The organism is Metabacillus sp. SLBN-84 (genome assembly GCF_053629595.1).
Window position 1 is genome coordinate 404,980 of record NZ_JBRJIP010000001.1, and the last position, 15,461, is coordinate 420,440.

The 15,461-nt window shown below is 44.5% G+C and carries 14 protein-coding genes; 3 read left to right on the forward strand and 11 right to left on the reverse strand.

Annotated elements, in window-relative coordinates:
* Positions 1–7: 7 nt before the first annotated feature.
* The 6 genes from RKD52_RS02025 to RKD52_RS02050 form a co-directional block, all read right to left on the reverse strand.
* Positions 8–349, reverse strand: coding sequence for a BCCT family transporter (locus tag RKD52_RS02025; RefSeq protein WP_454098458.1), 342 nt, complete (start codon positions 347–349; stop codon positions 8–10).
* Between the two features lie 114 nt (positions 350–463).
* Positions 464–1,183 (reverse strand): MurR/RpiR family transcriptional regulator, encoded by a 720-nt coding sequence (locus RKD52_RS02030; RefSeq protein ID WP_454098459.1) that lies wholly within the window; start codon positions 1,181–1,183, stop codon positions 464–466.
* Between the two features lie 189 nt (positions 1,184–1,372).
* Positions 1,373–2,665, reverse strand: coding sequence for an MFS transporter (locus RKD52_RS02035; RefSeq protein ID WP_454098460.1), 1,293 nt, complete (start codon positions 2,663–2,665; stop codon positions 1,373–1,375).
* A 16-nt stretch (positions 2,666–2,681) separates the two neighbouring features.
* Positions 2,682–4,115, reverse strand: coding sequence for an FGGY-family carbohydrate kinase (locus RKD52_RS02040; protein ID WP_454098461.1), 1,434 nt, complete (start codon positions 4,113–4,115; stop codon positions 2,682–2,684).
* Positions 4,116–4,128: 13 nt separating this feature from the next.
* Complete coding sequence (locus tag RKD52_RS02045; protein WP_454098462.1) at positions 4,129–5,604, reverse strand: FAD-binding oxidoreductase; 1,476 nt, start codon at positions 5,602–5,604, stop codon at positions 4,129–4,131.
* A gap of 45 nt (positions 5,605–5,649) precedes the next feature.
* Positions 5,650–6,444: an SDR family oxidoreductase gene (locus RKD52_RS02050; protein WP_454098463.1), complete on the reverse strand. Its 795-nt coding sequence runs from the start codon at positions 6,442–6,444 to the stop codon at positions 5,650–5,652.
* Between the two features lie 258 nt (positions 6,445–6,702).
* Here RKD52_RS02050 and RKD52_RS02055 point away from each other — a divergent pair, with 258 nt between their 5' ends.
* Positions 6,703–8,220 (forward strand): bifunctional metallophosphatase/5'-nucleotidase, encoded by a 1,518-nt coding sequence (locus RKD52_RS02055; protein WP_454098464.1) that lies wholly within the window; start codon positions 6,703–6,705, stop codon positions 8,218–8,220.
* A gap of 177 nt (positions 8,221–8,397) precedes the next feature.
* On the opposite strand, the gene RKD52_RS02060 is transcribed toward RKD52_RS02055, so the two are convergent.
* Complete coding sequence (locus tag RKD52_RS02060; protein ID WP_454098465.1) at positions 8,398–8,589, reverse strand: DUF6933 domain-containing protein; 192 nt, start codon at positions 8,587–8,589, stop codon at positions 8,398–8,400.
* Between RKD52_RS02060 and RKD52_RS02065 the strand changes: the two genes are divergently transcribed.
* Positions 8,555–8,938: a DUF6933 domain-containing protein gene (locus RKD52_RS02065; RefSeq protein WP_454098466.1), complete on the forward strand. Its 384-nt coding sequence runs from the start codon at positions 8,555–8,557 to the stop codon at positions 8,936–8,938. The genes RKD52_RS02060 and RKD52_RS02065 overlap by 35 nt on opposite strands.
* A 179-nt stretch (positions 8,939–9,117) precedes the next feature.
* Here RKD52_RS02065 and mnmH read toward each other — a convergent pair whose 3' ends face one another.
* Both mnmH and selD read right to left on the reverse strand, forming a co-directional pair.
* A complete protein-coding gene (mnmH, locus tag RKD52_RS02070; protein ID WP_454101121.1) occupies positions 9,118–10,158 on the reverse strand; it encodes a tRNA 2-selenouridine(34) synthase MnmH in 1,041 nt (346 codons plus the stop codon).
* A gap of 21 nt (positions 10,159–10,179) precedes the next feature.
* Positions 10,180–11,232: a selenide, water dikinase SelD gene (gene selD / locus RKD52_RS02075; protein WP_454098467.1), complete on the reverse strand. Its 1,053-nt coding sequence runs from the start codon at positions 11,230–11,232 to the stop codon at positions 10,180–10,182.
* 130 nt (positions 11,233–11,362) lie between these two features.
* On the opposite strand from selD, the gene RKD52_RS02080 reads away from it, so the two are divergent.
* A complete protein-coding gene (locus tag RKD52_RS02080; protein WP_454098468.1) occupies positions 11,363–12,433 on the forward strand; it encodes a permease in 1,071 nt (356 codons plus the stop codon).
* A 418-nt stretch (positions 12,434–12,851) separates the two neighbouring features.
* Here the strand turns inward: RKD52_RS02080 and RKD52_RS02085 are convergent, their stop codons facing one another.
* A complete protein-coding gene (locus RKD52_RS02085; protein WP_454098469.1) occupies positions 12,852–13,361 on the reverse strand; it encodes an ankyrin repeat domain-containing protein in 510 nt (169 codons plus the stop codon).
* A 23-nt stretch (positions 13,362–13,384) separates the two neighbouring features.
* On the reverse strand, positions 13,385–15,412 hold the full coding sequence (locus RKD52_RS02090; RefSeq protein ID WP_454098470.1) for a T7SS effector LXG polymorphic toxin: 2,028 nt from the start codon (positions 15,410–15,412) through the stop codon (positions 13,385–13,387).
* Between the last annotated feature and the right edge of the window lie 49 nt (positions 15,413–15,461).

Consider the following 15,461-nt stretch of genomic DNA (forward strand, 5'->3'; position numbering starts at 1 on the left):
TGGAGGCTCAACCAGGTGGTAAATCGGTTTCTGCGATTCCCCAGAAGGTAATGCCTGCTGCAATGGTTGTGGTTAACGTAATCGCGAACCAATTGCGGAAGGATAGAAGAGGTTTCGCGTTTTCTCCTCCAATTCTAACCTTTCCTAATTTAGAGAAGTAGACACCGACACATACAACGACCATAAAAAGTCCGGCTAAACTGAAAACCCAGCCTACGTTTGCTATGACCCAGTCATTCGCGCCAGTTGTGATGTTTATAAACGTATTTTTGTTTGTGAAACTTACTATACTTGCTGCTAATACCAATAAAAAAGGTGGCCAAAACACCCAATGCTTCAATGACTTCATTTTGCTCCTCCTCCAAGATGCCTGCAAGAAAACGCTTACGTTTTATTTATCTCTAAGAAATATTCAATTCTCTTTTTTTGATTTAATAAACTCGTAACATAGAACGGAAGCACTTCATGAAGAAGTGCCCGAGTTAGTCAGCTTAGCTATAATTTCTTCTATAAAAATAAAGAACACCGTTCTGGTTTTTTCAAATGGAAGCAGGGCATCATCCTGATTAAATTTCGATAAATGAAAAATGTAGTCTGCAAGAAATTCACGTGTATCTACATATTCTTCAAGAATCAGCATGATGTTTGATCCGTTGTTCTTCACATTTTCAAACAAGGGGTGGAAGGAAGAAAATTTTCCGGTTACGGAAAGGACGATGAGCAGCGTTTTTTCGTCTGCTAATCGTTCCGCAAAATCCTCGCTTTGTGTGACCGTGACATTCTTATCCGATACGGTGGCGAGTTTATATGCGAAATATTCTGCACTGATAAAGGATGGGCCGAGTCCAAATAACACGATCTTATCGTACTTCTGAAAGATTGAAATGAAATCATGAATAATGCCGGTATCAAACGTCTCCAGAAAAAGTTTCAGCCGCTCGATTTCGTTTGATTTTTTTTGCTTTTTACTGGTCATTTCCTGACCGCTGAAGTACAGCTTGTATTGTTTGAAGTTATCAAAGCCCAGTTTCCGGACTAGTTTTGACACCTTTGAAGGAGAGACTTCCCCTATTTCTGCGGCTTCAATGATTTTAATTTTGTCGTTTGCAGAAACGGCCTTAGAGAGCTTGTCATGCAGTTCTTCTTCAAGCTTTGTTAATTTGTCGGTGGCTACTTTTATCATGTGCTGACACTCCTTTCTTTTAGAAAATCACCCATCATCTCTTTTGAATTATCTTTATTATACAGGAAGTTATGTATCTGCTTAATAGGAGAGAGCGGGTGTAACGAAAAATGAGGCTGCTATCTGCCAAAAAAATTTGGTGAGATAACAACCTGAGACAGTATACTTCTGAATCGCATTGCTGCTGTATTAAGCTGAAATGTCATCGTTCACTGTAATAGCTGCGCGTTTGCTGACTCCTATTTTGAACATGACGGTGATAAGAATACCTAATACACCGGCGACTGCACTAAACAGGAAGTATGCATTGTATCCGCCTGCATCTCCAAACGATGAGATCATCATGCTCATGACTAGAGGCAGAAGGATATCCGGCAAGTATCCGATAAATGAAATGAGTCCGATGGAAAGACCCAGTTTTTCGTCAGGAATCTGACAATCACCGAGCAGGGACCAATAAAGGCCGCGTATTGTGTAAACGGACAAACCGCTTAAGATAACAAGAGCGTAAAAGAAATTAGAAGGCAGTGCGGCAGGCAATAACGCAATCAACGTTAAGAATACAGCTGCTAAAGCTAAGGCAATGATCAGGATATTGCTTTTTCCGAACTTATCACCCAGGAATCCGCCTGCAACTCCGCCAAGCGGCCTCATCCAGAGCATGACAACTGTGACCGTGCCTACAATAGAAGCACTCATGCCGATGTTTGTTTGTAAAAATCCTCCAAAGTAGTAGATTGTCCAAGTGACAATATAGCTCATGAAAATAATTCCGCCGAGCAGCCATACAAACTTGTTTGAAAAGACATCTTTAAGAGAACTTCTTTTGCTGCCCGATCCCGTTTTAGGAGCTTCCACTTCGGTTCTTTCAGCCTTCCCGTCAACATTTACAAAAAGCATAATGAGAACGGATACAACAATCAGGACACCGGAGTACATATAGATGACATTCACTAAAGCGTCTTTTTTATCTTCAATTGCCGTACTTGATCCCAGCGCACTTGAGAAAATAAAGACGGCGATGCTTGCTAATATCGCTTCGACTACGCCTCTTCCGCCATCCAGCATGCCAAAAAAGCGTCCTTCTTCTTCTTGTTTGGAAATGAGTTTAACAATTTTCAGATGGGCAGACCAAAACGTCAGAACGGAGAAGATTCCCCAGATGATGAAGATCAGGATGACGATTGGATAACTTGGCACCTGGGCAAACCAAATTCCGGCAAGACCAACAAACAACAAGGAAATCGAAATTAATTTCTTGGCAGAAAACCGGTCGGAAATCCATCCGCTTGGAAAATATCCGACGATAAACGCAATGCCAAGGGCCGAGAAAATGGTATTTAATTGAGGGAGGGTCATGTCATACACTTCTAAGATGGTTCCCTGGTAATTGGTGCGAAGATAAATCAACGGAAATATAGCACCTGCTGCTAAAACGATAAGGAAAAACTGCAAATATCTTTTAACATTAGTTGATTGCATGGGCACCATCCACTTCTTAATTAAATATCGGATACGATAGTTTTAGTATGTTATCCGTATGCTGTCTGACGTTTTTAACAACTGTTTGATTCAATTCGCTGTAAAAAGCATGGCTGTTCGAATCCGGGTAGAATGTCGTTTCCGTTTTAACCATCTTTTCGATGGATTCAGAAAAGTCATCATAGATTGATAGGTGGACGGCAACAGATATGGCTGCACCTAAGCAGGCACTGCTGCTTCCTGTTCTCCGGTGTGCCGGCAGCCCGAATAAATCAGAAATGATCTGCATCATGACGTCACTTTTTGAACCGCCGCCGTTGACCACTACTTCATCGATTTCGAGGCTAATTTCTTCTGCCATGTCATCGATGTTGTTTTTAATGTTGAAAGCAATGGCTTCTAATATGGAGCGGTACATGTGATATCTTGTGTGTCTTTGGTCAAAACCGATCATGATCCCTTTTCGGTAAGGTGCAGCGGGAGAAGCCAGCCAGTCTAAGATGGTAATCAGGCCATCACTGCCGACAGGCACGTCTTTAGCTTTACGGTTCAGGAATTCCTCTTCTGATATTCCAAGCTTAGTAGCCTCCGTCACTAGTTCTTCTCCGATTAACTTCTTAAACCAGCTGACAGTCCATAATCCCCGTCTGATTCCATTCGATTCATACACGTATTTGAAAGGAATTGATGCAAGAGTGGGGAAGAAGTTGTTAGCGTTTTCATAATACTCATCTCGCAAAACCATGGCTGAAATGAATGTTCCAAGTGAAATCATGATGGAGTTCTTTTTGTTGATGCCAGAGCCCAGCACTTCAACCGCTTTATCATTTGATGTCGCAACGACTGGAATGCCTTCTTTTAAACCAAAATCATCCGCAAGTTCTTTGCGGATAGAACCCAGTTTTTCACCCGGCTTTACAAGGTTGAACAGCATGTCTCTTGTCAGGCCCATGGCTTTTATATCTTCGTCGTCTTTTGACCAGTCCAGCGTTTCACGGTCAAGAGGCCAGTGGACTTCATAATTGCCCGCTGTATCATTGTGTTCTCCGGTTAGTCTCAGCCCTAAATAACCTGAAGTAGTCGTCACGAATTTCACCTGATCATCTTCATGTTTATAAGGCTCTGATAATCTAGCATCCATCCAGCTTATCGCTGGATGGGCTAAATCACCATTTTCTTTTAATAAGACACGGCAGCAACGAATCGTGCACAATCCGATTCCTTCGATTGCTGTCCGGTCACCTTTAAAGTTCTCTAAACAATTTTTCACGCCATGATAAACACTGTCCCACAAGTCTTCATCCGGATGGATAACAACACCTGGTTGGGGGGTTAACGTTTCTTTTAACGAGCATGAGCCGAAAGCAGCTTCATTGCCTTCTAAATCGAAGATGGCTACTTTCGTGCTTTGTGACCCGTTATCGATCCCCATAATATATCTTTTGCCCATAATAGCTCTCCTATCAGCTTCTAATATATTTCTTCACTTCATTTGGCTGCGGGAAAATCGTGCCGTGGTTCATGATGCCCTTTGGATCGAACGCTTCTTTAAGCTTTTCAAGCATGTAGTAAGCTGAACCGTGCTCATCCTTCGTCCACTCTGAACGATATTTTCCGATTCCATGGTGATGACACATAGAGCCGCCAAGCTTCAGCGTTTCTTCAATAATGATTTCGTGAATCGGGTGGTGATAGATGCGCAGCTCGTCTTCCGGCGCACAGTTGATTTTGTAGTTGTAGACGAAATACATGTTCGTTCCGTTCAGGTAGCTGTGGGATGAGTGACCGCCGAGCATCGTCAAATCTTCCACTCTGTCAAACTCATTTTTAATTCTTGCAATAACGTTGTTGTAGATTTTCACGATGCTGTCCCAGTCAGCAGATACCTCGGTTGTAAATCCGTCATGTGAATTGTAATCAATCATGTCCTGAATCTCTTTTTGGATTCTGCTTTCATCCCAGTTCAAGTGATTGAACCATGTTTCAATGAGAGAAGAATCTACTTTTTCAATGATTCCGTCCTTGAACTTTTCAACAGCCTCATTGATTCCTTCGTTTGTCGCTTTGACGATTCCCTTAGGACCTTCAGTTGTGAAAATTAAGACGCATTTGTCTTTATAGAAGTGTTCGAAATGCTGTCTTGCATCTTCTTCCGAGTAAACACGGGCAACGGATGGTCTGAAGCCGTTTACCATGACTTCTCTAAGGATCTTGATTCCAGTTTCTACGTCTTTAATGAGGTAGCCGTGGAATTCGTTGTTTTCAGGCATATATTTAAAGATTTTCACTGTCACTTCCGTGATGTAGCAAAGGGCGCCTTCGTTTCCAATCGCAATATGTCTGATGTCTGGTCCGCCTGAGCGTCTTGGCACGTTTTTAATTTTAGAAACTTGTCCTTCAGGGAATACGCATTCCAATCCGACAACCATATCTTCGATTGCGCCGTATAGAGTAGAGAACTGTCCAATACTTCTCGTCGCGACCAATCCGCCAAGCTGTGCAACTGGCTTAGATTGAGGGGAATGACCTGTTGTATAGCCTTGTTTGCGAAGCTCATCTTCAAGTTTTTGCAGCTTTACGCCTGTTTGTACAGTAGCCTGCATGTTGTAAGTATCAATTTTAATAATCTCGTTCATTTTCGATCCGTCTACTACGATCGATGTCTCTTTCCAGTTTTCCAATCCGCCCTCAGTGCCTGTTTTTCCGCTTCTTGGAATGACGTTGATATCGTTTTCATTACAGAACATAAGAATCGATTTCACATCTTCCGTAGCGAGTGGATAGACGATGGCAATCGGAGCTGGAACATTCAGTGCGTTTTTTGTTTTTGCGTATTTTTTATAACGGTCTGCAGAAGCATCGTATAACGCCTCATCATTCGTTACGACCTGTTCAGCTGATAGCAGTGCTTTTAACTCTTCAATCAATTGTGTGTGCATGGTTCATTCTCCTTTAGTTCTAATTTTTATTGGCTTCATTCGAATCTATCGGACTAGGTAACCGCCGTCTACATTTACTAAGGAACCGTTTACATAATTGGACGCGTCACTTGCTAAAAAGACAACCGTCCCCATTAAATCAACAATGTTTCCCCATCTGTTTGCAGGTATATGATCCAAAACCCTCTGATTGCTTTCTGGATTTGCTCTTGTATCCTTCGTAACATCTGTCGCGAAATATCCAGGCGCAATGCCATTAACTTGTATATTAAATTGTGCCAATTCATCACAATATGCTTTCGTAAAACCGGCTAAACCGTGTTTTGTCGCTGCATAAGCCGGTGACCATTGTCCTCCGAGGTAGGAAAATAAAGAGCACGTATTGATGATTTTTCCGCTTTTTTGCTCGATCATATGCTTAGCCGCTTCATGCGCGAGCTCGAATGCTGCCGTCAGATTGACTGACACCATCTTGTCCCATTGAAGTCTAGTAAACTGTGTCACATCTTTTACATTAATGCCGATTCCGGCATTATTCATCAAGATATCGACCTTCCCATATGTCTGTACGCATTCATCAATGATCTGCTTACAGGCACCCTCTTTAGTAATGTCAGCAATCATTAAGTGATACTTGACTCCCTCGGCTTCAATTAGTTCCTTTGTCTGATTATCGTCTTCTGCCATGCTGACTGCAAAAATATCAGCACCGGCTTTAGCGAGTGCAAGCGCGAATCCCTGCCCCAGCCCTGAATTTCCTCCAGTGATGATGGCTGCTTTTCCTTTAAGACTAAAAAAATTCATATTAAAATCAGTCAATTTATTTTTTTCGGTGATCATATATAATCTTTCCACCTTTCAGATAATTTAGGCTAAACTCAGTCTAAATCCAAAAACACGAAAAATCAATCATTTTATTGAAAATTTCTTGTTTTTTATTAAATTTAAGCGTTTACGTGGAAAATTTTCCTCATTTTCCGGCGGGTATTTTGATGCTCCTAAGGGAATTGAACATTTTAACAAACCTGTAACATCCGCTTCACACCTTCCTTGTACACTTAAAAGGAATAAACTCAATTACATATAAGGAGAGTGTTTATGAATCGCTTATTTCTTGTTCTATTAAGTTTCGTCATGGTTATCAGCTCTTTATTAATAAACAACGTAAGTGCAGAAGCTAAAGAGCAGCCTCGAAAAGCAACAGTCCTATATTTCAACGATGCTCATGAAATAAGTCCGGTCGTTAATAAATTGGGAGACCGGGGCGGTGTCGCAAGGCTGAAAACAGCCATTGACCGTGTCAGAAGTGAGAATAAACATACGGCAGTGGCCTTTGGAGGAGATTTGGGCGGAGGCACGCTATTTGGGGCTGTGTACCAGGGGTTTCCAATGGTTGAAGCCTTTAATGCAATTGGCATTGATCTCGCAAACTTCGGTCAGCATGATTTTGATTTTGGATCTGATGTGACAAAAAAACTGGTTGAGCAATCTGACTTTGAATGGATGTCTTCTAATCTTACAGATAAAGAAGGAAAGCCGTTTGCTGATGTCCCAACCTACAAGGTTATAAATAAACAGGGAGTTAAAATTGGCGTTATTAGTCTTACGGATGATATGAACACTACATCTTCAGACGGGAAAGTCGTTCAGCAAGATCTTATTCAGTCGGCCAAACATGCAGTTGGAAAAATGAAAGAAACAAAAAAAGTGGACGCTGTTATTGCATTAACACAAGAGTCCTTAAAGAAGGATGAACAATTATTAGCAGCAGTTCCTGAAATTAATGCCGTGTTTACGGAAGAACAGGCTGAAGAACAATCTTTTATCCATGAATACAAAAATAATCGTTACATCCTTGCTCCAGAAGGAAACTTAGGCTCAATGATCCGATTGGATATCACAAAAGACGGCAAAGAGATTCAGCTGAAACCATCAGTAATAGAGGTCGATCATACAGTACCCCAAGATCCGGAATTAAAAGAGCTCGCAGATTATTATCAGAATAAGCTGGAGGAGGAGCTTGGAAAACCAATAGCCAAATTAGAGACTCCTCTTATTTATGGAGATAACCATGAAACGAGATATCAGGAAACGAATATCGGCAATTTTGTAGCGGACAGCTATCGCTCTTTTTACAACGCGGATATAGGTATGATGAATGGCGGCGGAATCCGGACAAGTATTCCTGCCGGAGAATTTACATTGCGTGATGCCTACTCCATTCTTCCTTTTCAAAACAAAGTGATCCTGGCAGACGTAAAAGGCGAAACCATTAAAGCTGCTCTCGAGAACGGAGTATCAAGAGTCGAAAATCTGGGCGGCGGATTTATGCAGGTCTCAGGCATGACCTATTCCTATAACCCTGCTAAACCAGTGGGATCAAGAGTAGAAACGATCTCAGTCAACAATGAACCGATTGACATGCAAAAAACGTACAAAGTAGCCATGTTGAACTATGTATTTAACGGCGGAGACGGATACACGATGTTTAAAGACAGTCAATTACTGGTTGATGAGCAAAGTGCACGGACGGATGCGGAAGTTTTGATAGAGTATACAAAGGATTTAGGGGTTATTGATGTGGGGACGGAGGGGAGAATTAGTGTAGTTCGGTAGGAGTAATCAGTGAATAAAGTAAAAAGTGGGAAGCTGTTTGAATAAATGACTTCCTGCTTTTATTTTTGAGCAAAGTTGAGCGCACATCTCATACTTTAGTCACCTGTCTTCGATGATAGAGGATTTAGATAGGATGAAAAGAAGTATAATAAGGAAATATCTACTGTGCAAAGTGTTTTATATAGTTTCGATACATAAAGGAGAGTTTTTGTCGTTAACAAGCACCAGGAATTTATGCCTGCCAATCTTTATTGAATTGGCATGCCACGATAGGATAGGATTTATTTCTTCAGCCTGTTCAGCAGGGGTAACTTTCAGTTCGTCGAGCAGTTTTTTGGTACATTGGATTAGCATTGGCCGATACGCCATCGTTCTTTATGGATTAAAAGCCAAGGATAAAAAGAATTTATATCAACTGCTCAGAAAAGCGATTCGCGAGGTTTTCCAATCTGAAGCCATTGATGAAGAAGTCATTGAAGAATATATGAGCGCGCTCTCACACCTGACGTTTGCTAAAACGAAAAACCGGACTCTGGTTGCGAGGTTAAATAAACAATGTGAAAATGTCCTTTTCGGCGAAAAGTTCCTGGAAATAGACTCAATTGTTCAAGTGAAGATGAGCAAGTGGATTAGTTCGCTGCTGGCTGGAGACGGCAAGGGTGGTTATTTTCATCCGAATGAGGCTATGGAAAGGGATTTATTGGAGTTGAATAGTTAATCTTTTTATCATAGCTGAGATTGTTGTCTTGGGCAGCCTAATGTGCTGTAAAAGCGTCAGGGTAAGGAAGCGCGAGAACCGTCCCGCTGCTTCCATGAAAGAGTAATCGTCTTGAAGTGTTAAACTGACGTAATTTAAAAAGCACCCCACTGTCCCCAGCAAAGTGCTTCAATCAACAATCATTTTCTAACCGGCACCGGCAAAACCTTTACCAATTCCCCAAGCGCTTCCTCCGCATTTTTCACAGAGATTGTGATTCTGTTCTCCTCCGGATACTGCTGGGCGGTATGCTCGTAGCGCGGATCGTAGTAGTATTCAAGCAGCAGCTCAACTGCTTCAGTGTAATCTCCGGTTTGAAGGGAGGTTTCAATCTGCGCTGCGGCCGGGGTGTGGATTCGAGTTTTGATCCGGCTGAAGGCTTTCATGCATTCGTCGTGGTGCTCCCATGGTTTGTAGTCTTCGACGAGGAACCGGGCGCGCTCGGCTCTTGGGATGTCGAGGAACAGCTGGGAGCCCTGTTCTTTCTTTTTTGCGATGAACTCAGGCAGTACAGCCTTCCCGATCCGCTTGCTTTCCGCTTCCAGGACAACGAAAGGGGAGGTTTGGAGCGGAAGGGTGTCCATCATCAAGAGAGAGTCGAAGGTCTTCTGGTTATGGGGCTCAAGCCCGATCTGGCCGAAAATTGAACCCCGGTGGTTTGCCATTCCTTCGAGGTCCAGAACCGGATAGCCCTGCTCCTTCAGCCTGTGAAGCAGCCATGTTTTGCCTGAGCCGGTATAGCCGTTCAGTACATAGGCGTCCGGCAGGAAGTCGATGGTTTCGATTTTGTCGACAACCCAGCGGCGGTAGGCTCTGACGCCTCCGTCGAGCCGGAACGTTTTGAGGCCCATCAGGTCGAGCACTGTCGCAGACGTCCGGCTCCGCATCCCGCCTCTCCAGCAGAAGACGGCCTTATGTCCGGGGATTGCGCTGAACGTCTTGATAAATTCCGGCAGCTTTGCCGACACGATTTCGAGGCCGCGGTCTTTAGCTGCCTGAACGCCGACCTGTTTATAGATGGTGCCGATCTCGGCACGTTCTTCATCGTTAAAAAGAGGAATGTTCAAGGCCCCCGGGATGGTCGCTTCTCTGTATTCAGACGGGGATCGGACATCCACCGCCGTGATTTTCTTTTCGTTTTGCATCTCTAATAACTGGTCAACATGTAAGTCCTGAAACACCGTCATTCCGCCCTTCTCCCGTTAAAGCTTCTCCGAAACTGTGATGTGTCCCGGATGATCTGCAGTAACGTCTCCGACTATGGCCGCTTCCACACCTGCATCGAGAAGATCCTTCAGTAAAGCATCTGCTTCGCTGCCTGCCACCGAAATGAGCAGCCCGCCGGACGTCACTGCGTCACACAAAATGTATTGATCAATCTGATCCATGCTCTCCGGGAAGGTTACGTCTCCCTGCAGATGAGCGAAGTTGTTTTTCGTTCCGCCTGGAATAACGCCTTGTTCGGCAAGCTCCCGCACTCTCGGGAGGACAGGGACTGCTTCTTTTGCAATCCGGATGCCCGCTTTGCTCCCTTTTGCCATTTCAGATGTGTGGCCGAGCAGCCCGAAGCCTGTCACATCGGTGCATGCGTGCACGTCATATTGTGCCATCGTTTCGGCTGCTGTTTTATTCAGCGTCGCCATCACTTCAGTGACACGGGCAATTTCTTCCTCTGTGAGCAGATCTCTTTTAATAGAAGAAGTCAGGATGCCGACACCGATCGGCTTCGTTAAGATCAATTTGTCACCTGGTTTTGCGCCAGCATTGGCGCGTACTTTATCAGGATGGACCGTTCCGGTTACCGCCAAACCGAATTTTGGTTCTTTATCCTCGATGGAATGGCCGCCGACTAGCGTTGCACCGGCTTCTTTCAGCTTATCGCCTGCACCGCGTAGGATGTCGGCAAGAATCTGCTTGTCCAGATCTGCGATCGGGAAAGCAACGATATTCAGTGCTGTCAGTGGTTTTCCTCCCATCGCATAAATGTCGCTGATTGCGTTCGCAGCTGCTACCTGGCCGAAGGAATACGGATCGTCAACGATCGGGGTGAAGAAATCAAGCGTCTGAACAATCGCAAGCTCGTCCGTCAGACGGTACACACCGGCATCGTCACTTGTGTCGAGGCCGACAAGCAAATCAGGGTTCGGTACGGCAGGGGGAAGAGTGCGGATAACCTCCTGAAGATCAGCCGGTCCGATTTTGCAGCCGCAGCCGCCTTTCGTTGATAGGGATGTTAATTTTATATTTTGAGTCATTATGACGCCAACCTTTCTATTATCACTCTCTTCATTATAAAATACCTTCCTCAAAAAAGCATGGAAGAGGCATGCATGGCTGCAGCCATGATATAATGTGATCTTGTTCTTATTCTATAAAAAATGGGGAATGAAATTGGCTCAAAGTGCTCTTCAGGAGACCAGTCCGTCCGGCAAAAAAACGGTCTGGCTTGTGATCTTGTTTCTTGTCATCGCTGCTGCAGGTTTATCCTATGTAAAATGGGTGCCATACGTTGAAAAATCATGGATCGCTGCTTCCACCCACTCAATCGGCGACTCGATTCTCGGCAATCCGGAGGCAGGCGCCGCTCCATCGTGGAACAGTGCATGGGAATATGCCACTGTCTATTTTAAAGCGGTCTGGAAAGCGGCCATCCTGGGTATCGTCCTCGGCTCGCTCATTCAAGTGCTGTTGCCGTCCCATTGGCTGCTGCGCGTGCTAGGGAAAACGACTTTCGGCAGCACGGCAGCCGGCGGTCTCGCTTCCCTTCCAGGTATGATGTGCACATGCTGCGCCGCCCCGATGGCGGTAGGCATGCGGAAAAAGAATGTGTCGGCGGGAGCGAGTCTTGCCTTCTGGATCGGCAATCCGGTGCTGAACCCGGCCGTTCTCGTCTTCATGACCTTTGTGCTCTCCTGGAAGTTCACCGTGCTCCGGCTAGTTTTCGGCCTCATTCTGACCTTCGGCGTCAGCTACCTGGCCAACCGGTTCATGAAAGAGGACACACCGCTTCCGGCTGAAAAGCTCATGAAAGAAGCCGAACAGGCACCAGCCGGCTCTTTCCTTTCAAGATGGGGTAAAAGCCTCGGAACGATGCTGCTCTATGTCGTACCGGCCTATGTCCTTTCGGTTCTGCTGCTTGGTGCAGCACGCGTCTGGCTGTTCCCGAATGTCGGGGAAGCTGCGGCAAACAGCATTCTCATCCTGATCTTTTTCGCTGTCGCCGGTATGCTTTTCGTCATCCCGACCGCAGCTGAAATCCCGATCATCCAAACGTTCATGGCAGCAGGCCTCGGAGCCGGCCCGGCTGGAGCACTCCTCATCACGCTCCCGGCCATCAGCCTCCCGTCCCTGCTGATCGTCGCAGGCTCTTTTCCGAAGAAAGTGCTTGCCTTTGTCGCCGGATCCACAGTTCTGCTAGGGATAGCAGCCGGATTGATAGCGATGATGATTTTGTAAAGATAAAAACCAATTCTTTTCTGCTTTTTTTGGGGGAGGGGGTTGGTTTTTGTTTGCAGGAAAATAATTTACAATTTTAACAATATCGTACCCATGCATTCTCAGGAATAGGACAAAGATTGCAGCTGCTGTCCGCTTATTTCCATTGTGAGATGAGCAAGTGGAACTGTTCTCTGCTGGCTGGAGACGGCAAGGGGAGTTATATTCATTCGAATGAGGCTATGTATGGGGATTTGTTGGAGTTATAGGGTTAACTTTTTGCTGTATCTCAGGTATGCAAGAAGAAAAAACTTGAAAGATAAGAGTATCCTTCAAGTTTTATTTATTTATATTCAACTGTACCAGTAAATGGAAGTCTGAAAGCTCTGTAGCAGAAACATGACTCCAAAATGGAAAACAAGTGTCTTAAAATAGTTAACTATTTGTTTCCCTCCATCCTTTGTTTTAAGTAATCTGCGATTTCTGTTTGGCCGAATTCTCTAGCATATTGATAGGCATTCATATCTTTAATATTTTCTCCGGTATATCTAATGCTAATGTTGATCCCGTTTTTAACTAGAAATTCTGCTATTTCTTTGTGCCCTCCGTAGATTGCCCCGAATAATGGATTTCTTTTAGCTAAGCTTACATCTAATTCCGCACCATTCTCTATTAAATATTTCACTATCTCCAAATGACCGGCTCCAGCGGCAGCTCTTAATGGAGATGCATCAAAAATATCTCCTTTAGTATTTACATCAATTCCTTTATTAATCAAGTATTCTACTATTTCTAAATGCCCTTTTTTTGCTGCTACATGTAACCACGTACCGAAGGGAGTTATAGTGTGTAAAGATTCTGGATTATTGTCAATTAAACGCTTGACTTCACTGCTGTCACCCAGCTTTATAGCATTTCTTATGCTTTTATTTAAACTTTTTTCATCCATAACCATACCACCTTAATCTTTTTTTATCTTGTACTTGCAATATCTCCTAAATCACCGAGAGCTTCTACTATATCGTCAATGTCGCCACCCATTTCTTCCACAGCTTTTAACCGGTTCACCACTTCTTCTAGAGAATCAAGACTATGCTGGCCTATAACTGCATTAGGTGCCCAAACCAGATTTTCTTTACCGATTATTGGATCTATACCATACCTTTTTAGTATTTCCTGACCTTCTTGGACAAGTTTTTGTTGAGTCTCACCAAGCCCTTTTTTAAACAAAATATGATGGGCATGTGGATTAATCATGGCCAAAGGGGGAGGTCCAATTAATTTCTTGAGATACTTTCCAAAATCAATTTTTAATAATGCTTCATTGTATTCTTTAGTAATTCCTAAATCAGACATTTTTTGGCTAATTACAGACAGCTCATCTGCACTAAACGAATTATTTTGAATAGCATTTTTTAACTTAGTCATCACATCAACGTCGATTTTCCCGTTAACGACTATTTTCTCAAGATAATCTTCCAAGGTGTAACTCGTGCTTCTAACAGCCGCACTGCTCCTAGCCCAAGCAACAATCTCACTTAAAGACCTGTACTCCAAACCAGGCAGCATATTCATTCCTAAACCAGCAGCCTGTCTGGCCGGCACCGGGATCGGCACCGGAAAACTCCCAACCTGTTTCCCGACATCGTTCAAAATCGCATGTGCATTCTCAATCTTCTGATTCACATACTGGTTGCTGACCGGCAGCATGTTCCCGTTTTTGGCAGCGAGCTTGTCCCATCCGTAGGCTGCACCGCCGACGCCGAGGATGCCGAGGGCCTGCATAAGGCTTTGCTGCCGCTGCTGTTCTGTGAGCTGGTTGCCGAACATGTCTTTGCCAAGGACAGCCTCTCCCATTCCGTTTGCAGAGACGAGGCCGTAGATGCCCATTTCGGTTTTCTGAAGAGTGCTGAAGGACTTGGATGTTTTGTATGCATCCAGAGCATGGTCTGCAGCGTTGTAGGCTTTGACGCTTTTGTAGATGGCAGTGCCGCCTTTGAAGGCACGTCCCGCCCAGCCTACGACCGGGATAACGCCTGCGGTCGCCATGGCTCCGGCAGTGATGCGCTGGGCTTCTGTAAGTTTTTCGCCGGTGATGGGGTCAATCCCTTCTGAGGCACGCTTGAAGTCATAGTAGCCTGATACTTCGCCAGTGAACGTTTTTGTTGTGTCCCATACTTTTCCGTACCAGGGGGGGGATTCGAGTTCCTGGGCAATTTTCATTTGTCTCCTTGCTTCTGCCTGCTCGGCTTTGAAGGAGAGGTATTCTTTCGAACTGTTTTCGATATCTGCTTTCATCTTATAAAGATCGCTGTTTTTGTATGCTTTTGCATCAAAGTGAACGGGGGTAATGCTGTTTCCCTGCCTTGAAGATTCAAGCAGCTGTCCGAAAAGGCCTGCAAGATACTGCTGGTCATATTCCGAGATGGCGTATTCATCCGTGAGGGACTGATCGAGCTGGTTGACGGTGTCAACGGTTTCCTTCCTCTTTTTATCTGCTTCGTCCATAAAGTAGTGAAAGGTTTCTGCTGAATACACGGGAAGGGAGATCAAGTCGTCAATGCTGCGCAGGATCGTTCCAAGCGAGCTCTGCTGATCCTCCACCATTTCCCGCGCGCGATTTTGCGCTGTTGGGATGTTTTCTTCAAGAAAAGGCATTTGGACGAACGTACTCCCTGACAGCTTGGCGTCTTCCGTATCCCCCTCAACCCCTTTGAAAAAGGCAATGTTCTTATCGATCAGCCTGATCCATGCATCTGCAACGTCTGCCTGGGCAGAATAGAAGCCTTTTATCGCTTCCGCACCTTGCCCCTGAAATTCATCACCTAAGTTGGCAATGTCTAAAAATTGGTTTTTCAGGTGAGTGACCTGTTCCTTAAGATCCTCGTATTGATGTGCCCGTTTTTCCATCGCAGACACGAGTGTTTTGGCTTCATAAACCTTAATGACTGCCGCCTCCCCTTTAGGACGATGGCTCCGCCCTGTTTCCTTTATTTGCACTTCGCAAGTGTCTCGTGTGCTGATTCTGGGAGTTTGCATCTGATTAAAA

What these genes read in the sequence shown, in the direction of transcription:
- RKD52_RS02025 (WP_454098458.1), bottom strand. Translation starts at nt 349, where the DNA reads ATGAAGTCATTGAAGCATTGGGTGTTTTGGCCACCTTTTTTATTGGTA.
- RKD52_RS02030 (WP_454098459.1), bottom strand. Translation starts at nt 1,183, where the DNA reads ATGATAAAAGTAGCCACCGACAAATTAACAAAGCTTGAAGAAGAACTG.
- RKD52_RS02035 (WP_454098460.1), bottom strand. Translation starts at nt 2,665, where the DNA reads ATGCAATCAACTAATGTTAAAAGATATTTGCAGTTTTTCCTTATCGTT.
- RKD52_RS02040 (WP_454098461.1), bottom strand. Translation starts at nt 4,115, where the DNA reads ATGGGCAAAAGATATATTATGGGGATCGATAACGGGTCACAAAGCACG.
- RKD52_RS02045 (WP_454098462.1), bottom strand. Translation starts at nt 5,604, where the DNA reads ATGCACACACAATTGATTGAAGAGTTAAAAGCACTGCTATCAGCTGAA.
- RKD52_RS02050 (WP_454098463.1), bottom strand. Translation starts at nt 6,444, where the DNA reads ATGATCACCGAAAAAAATAAATTGACTGATTTTAATATGAATTTTTTT.
- RKD52_RS02055 (WP_454098464.1), top strand. Translation starts at nt 6,703, where the DNA reads ATGAATCGCTTATTTCTTGTTCTATTAAGTTTCGTCATGGTTATCAGC.
- RKD52_RS02060 (WP_454098465.1), bottom strand. Translation starts at nt 8,589, where the DNA reads ATGGCGTATCGGCCAATGCTAATCCAATGTACCAAAAAACTGCTCGAC.
- selD (WP_454098467.1), bottom strand. Translation starts at nt 11,232, where the DNA reads ATGACTCAAAATATAAAATTAACATCCCTATCAACGAAAGGCGGCTGC.
- RKD52_RS02080 (WP_454098468.1), top strand. Translation starts at nt 11,363, where the DNA reads ATGAAATTGGCTCAAAGTGCTCTTCAGGAGACCAGTCCGTCCGGCAAA.
- RKD52_RS02085 (WP_454098469.1), bottom strand. Translation starts at nt 13,361, where the DNA reads ATGGATGAAAAAAGTTTAAATAAAAGCATAAGAAATGCTATAAAGCTG.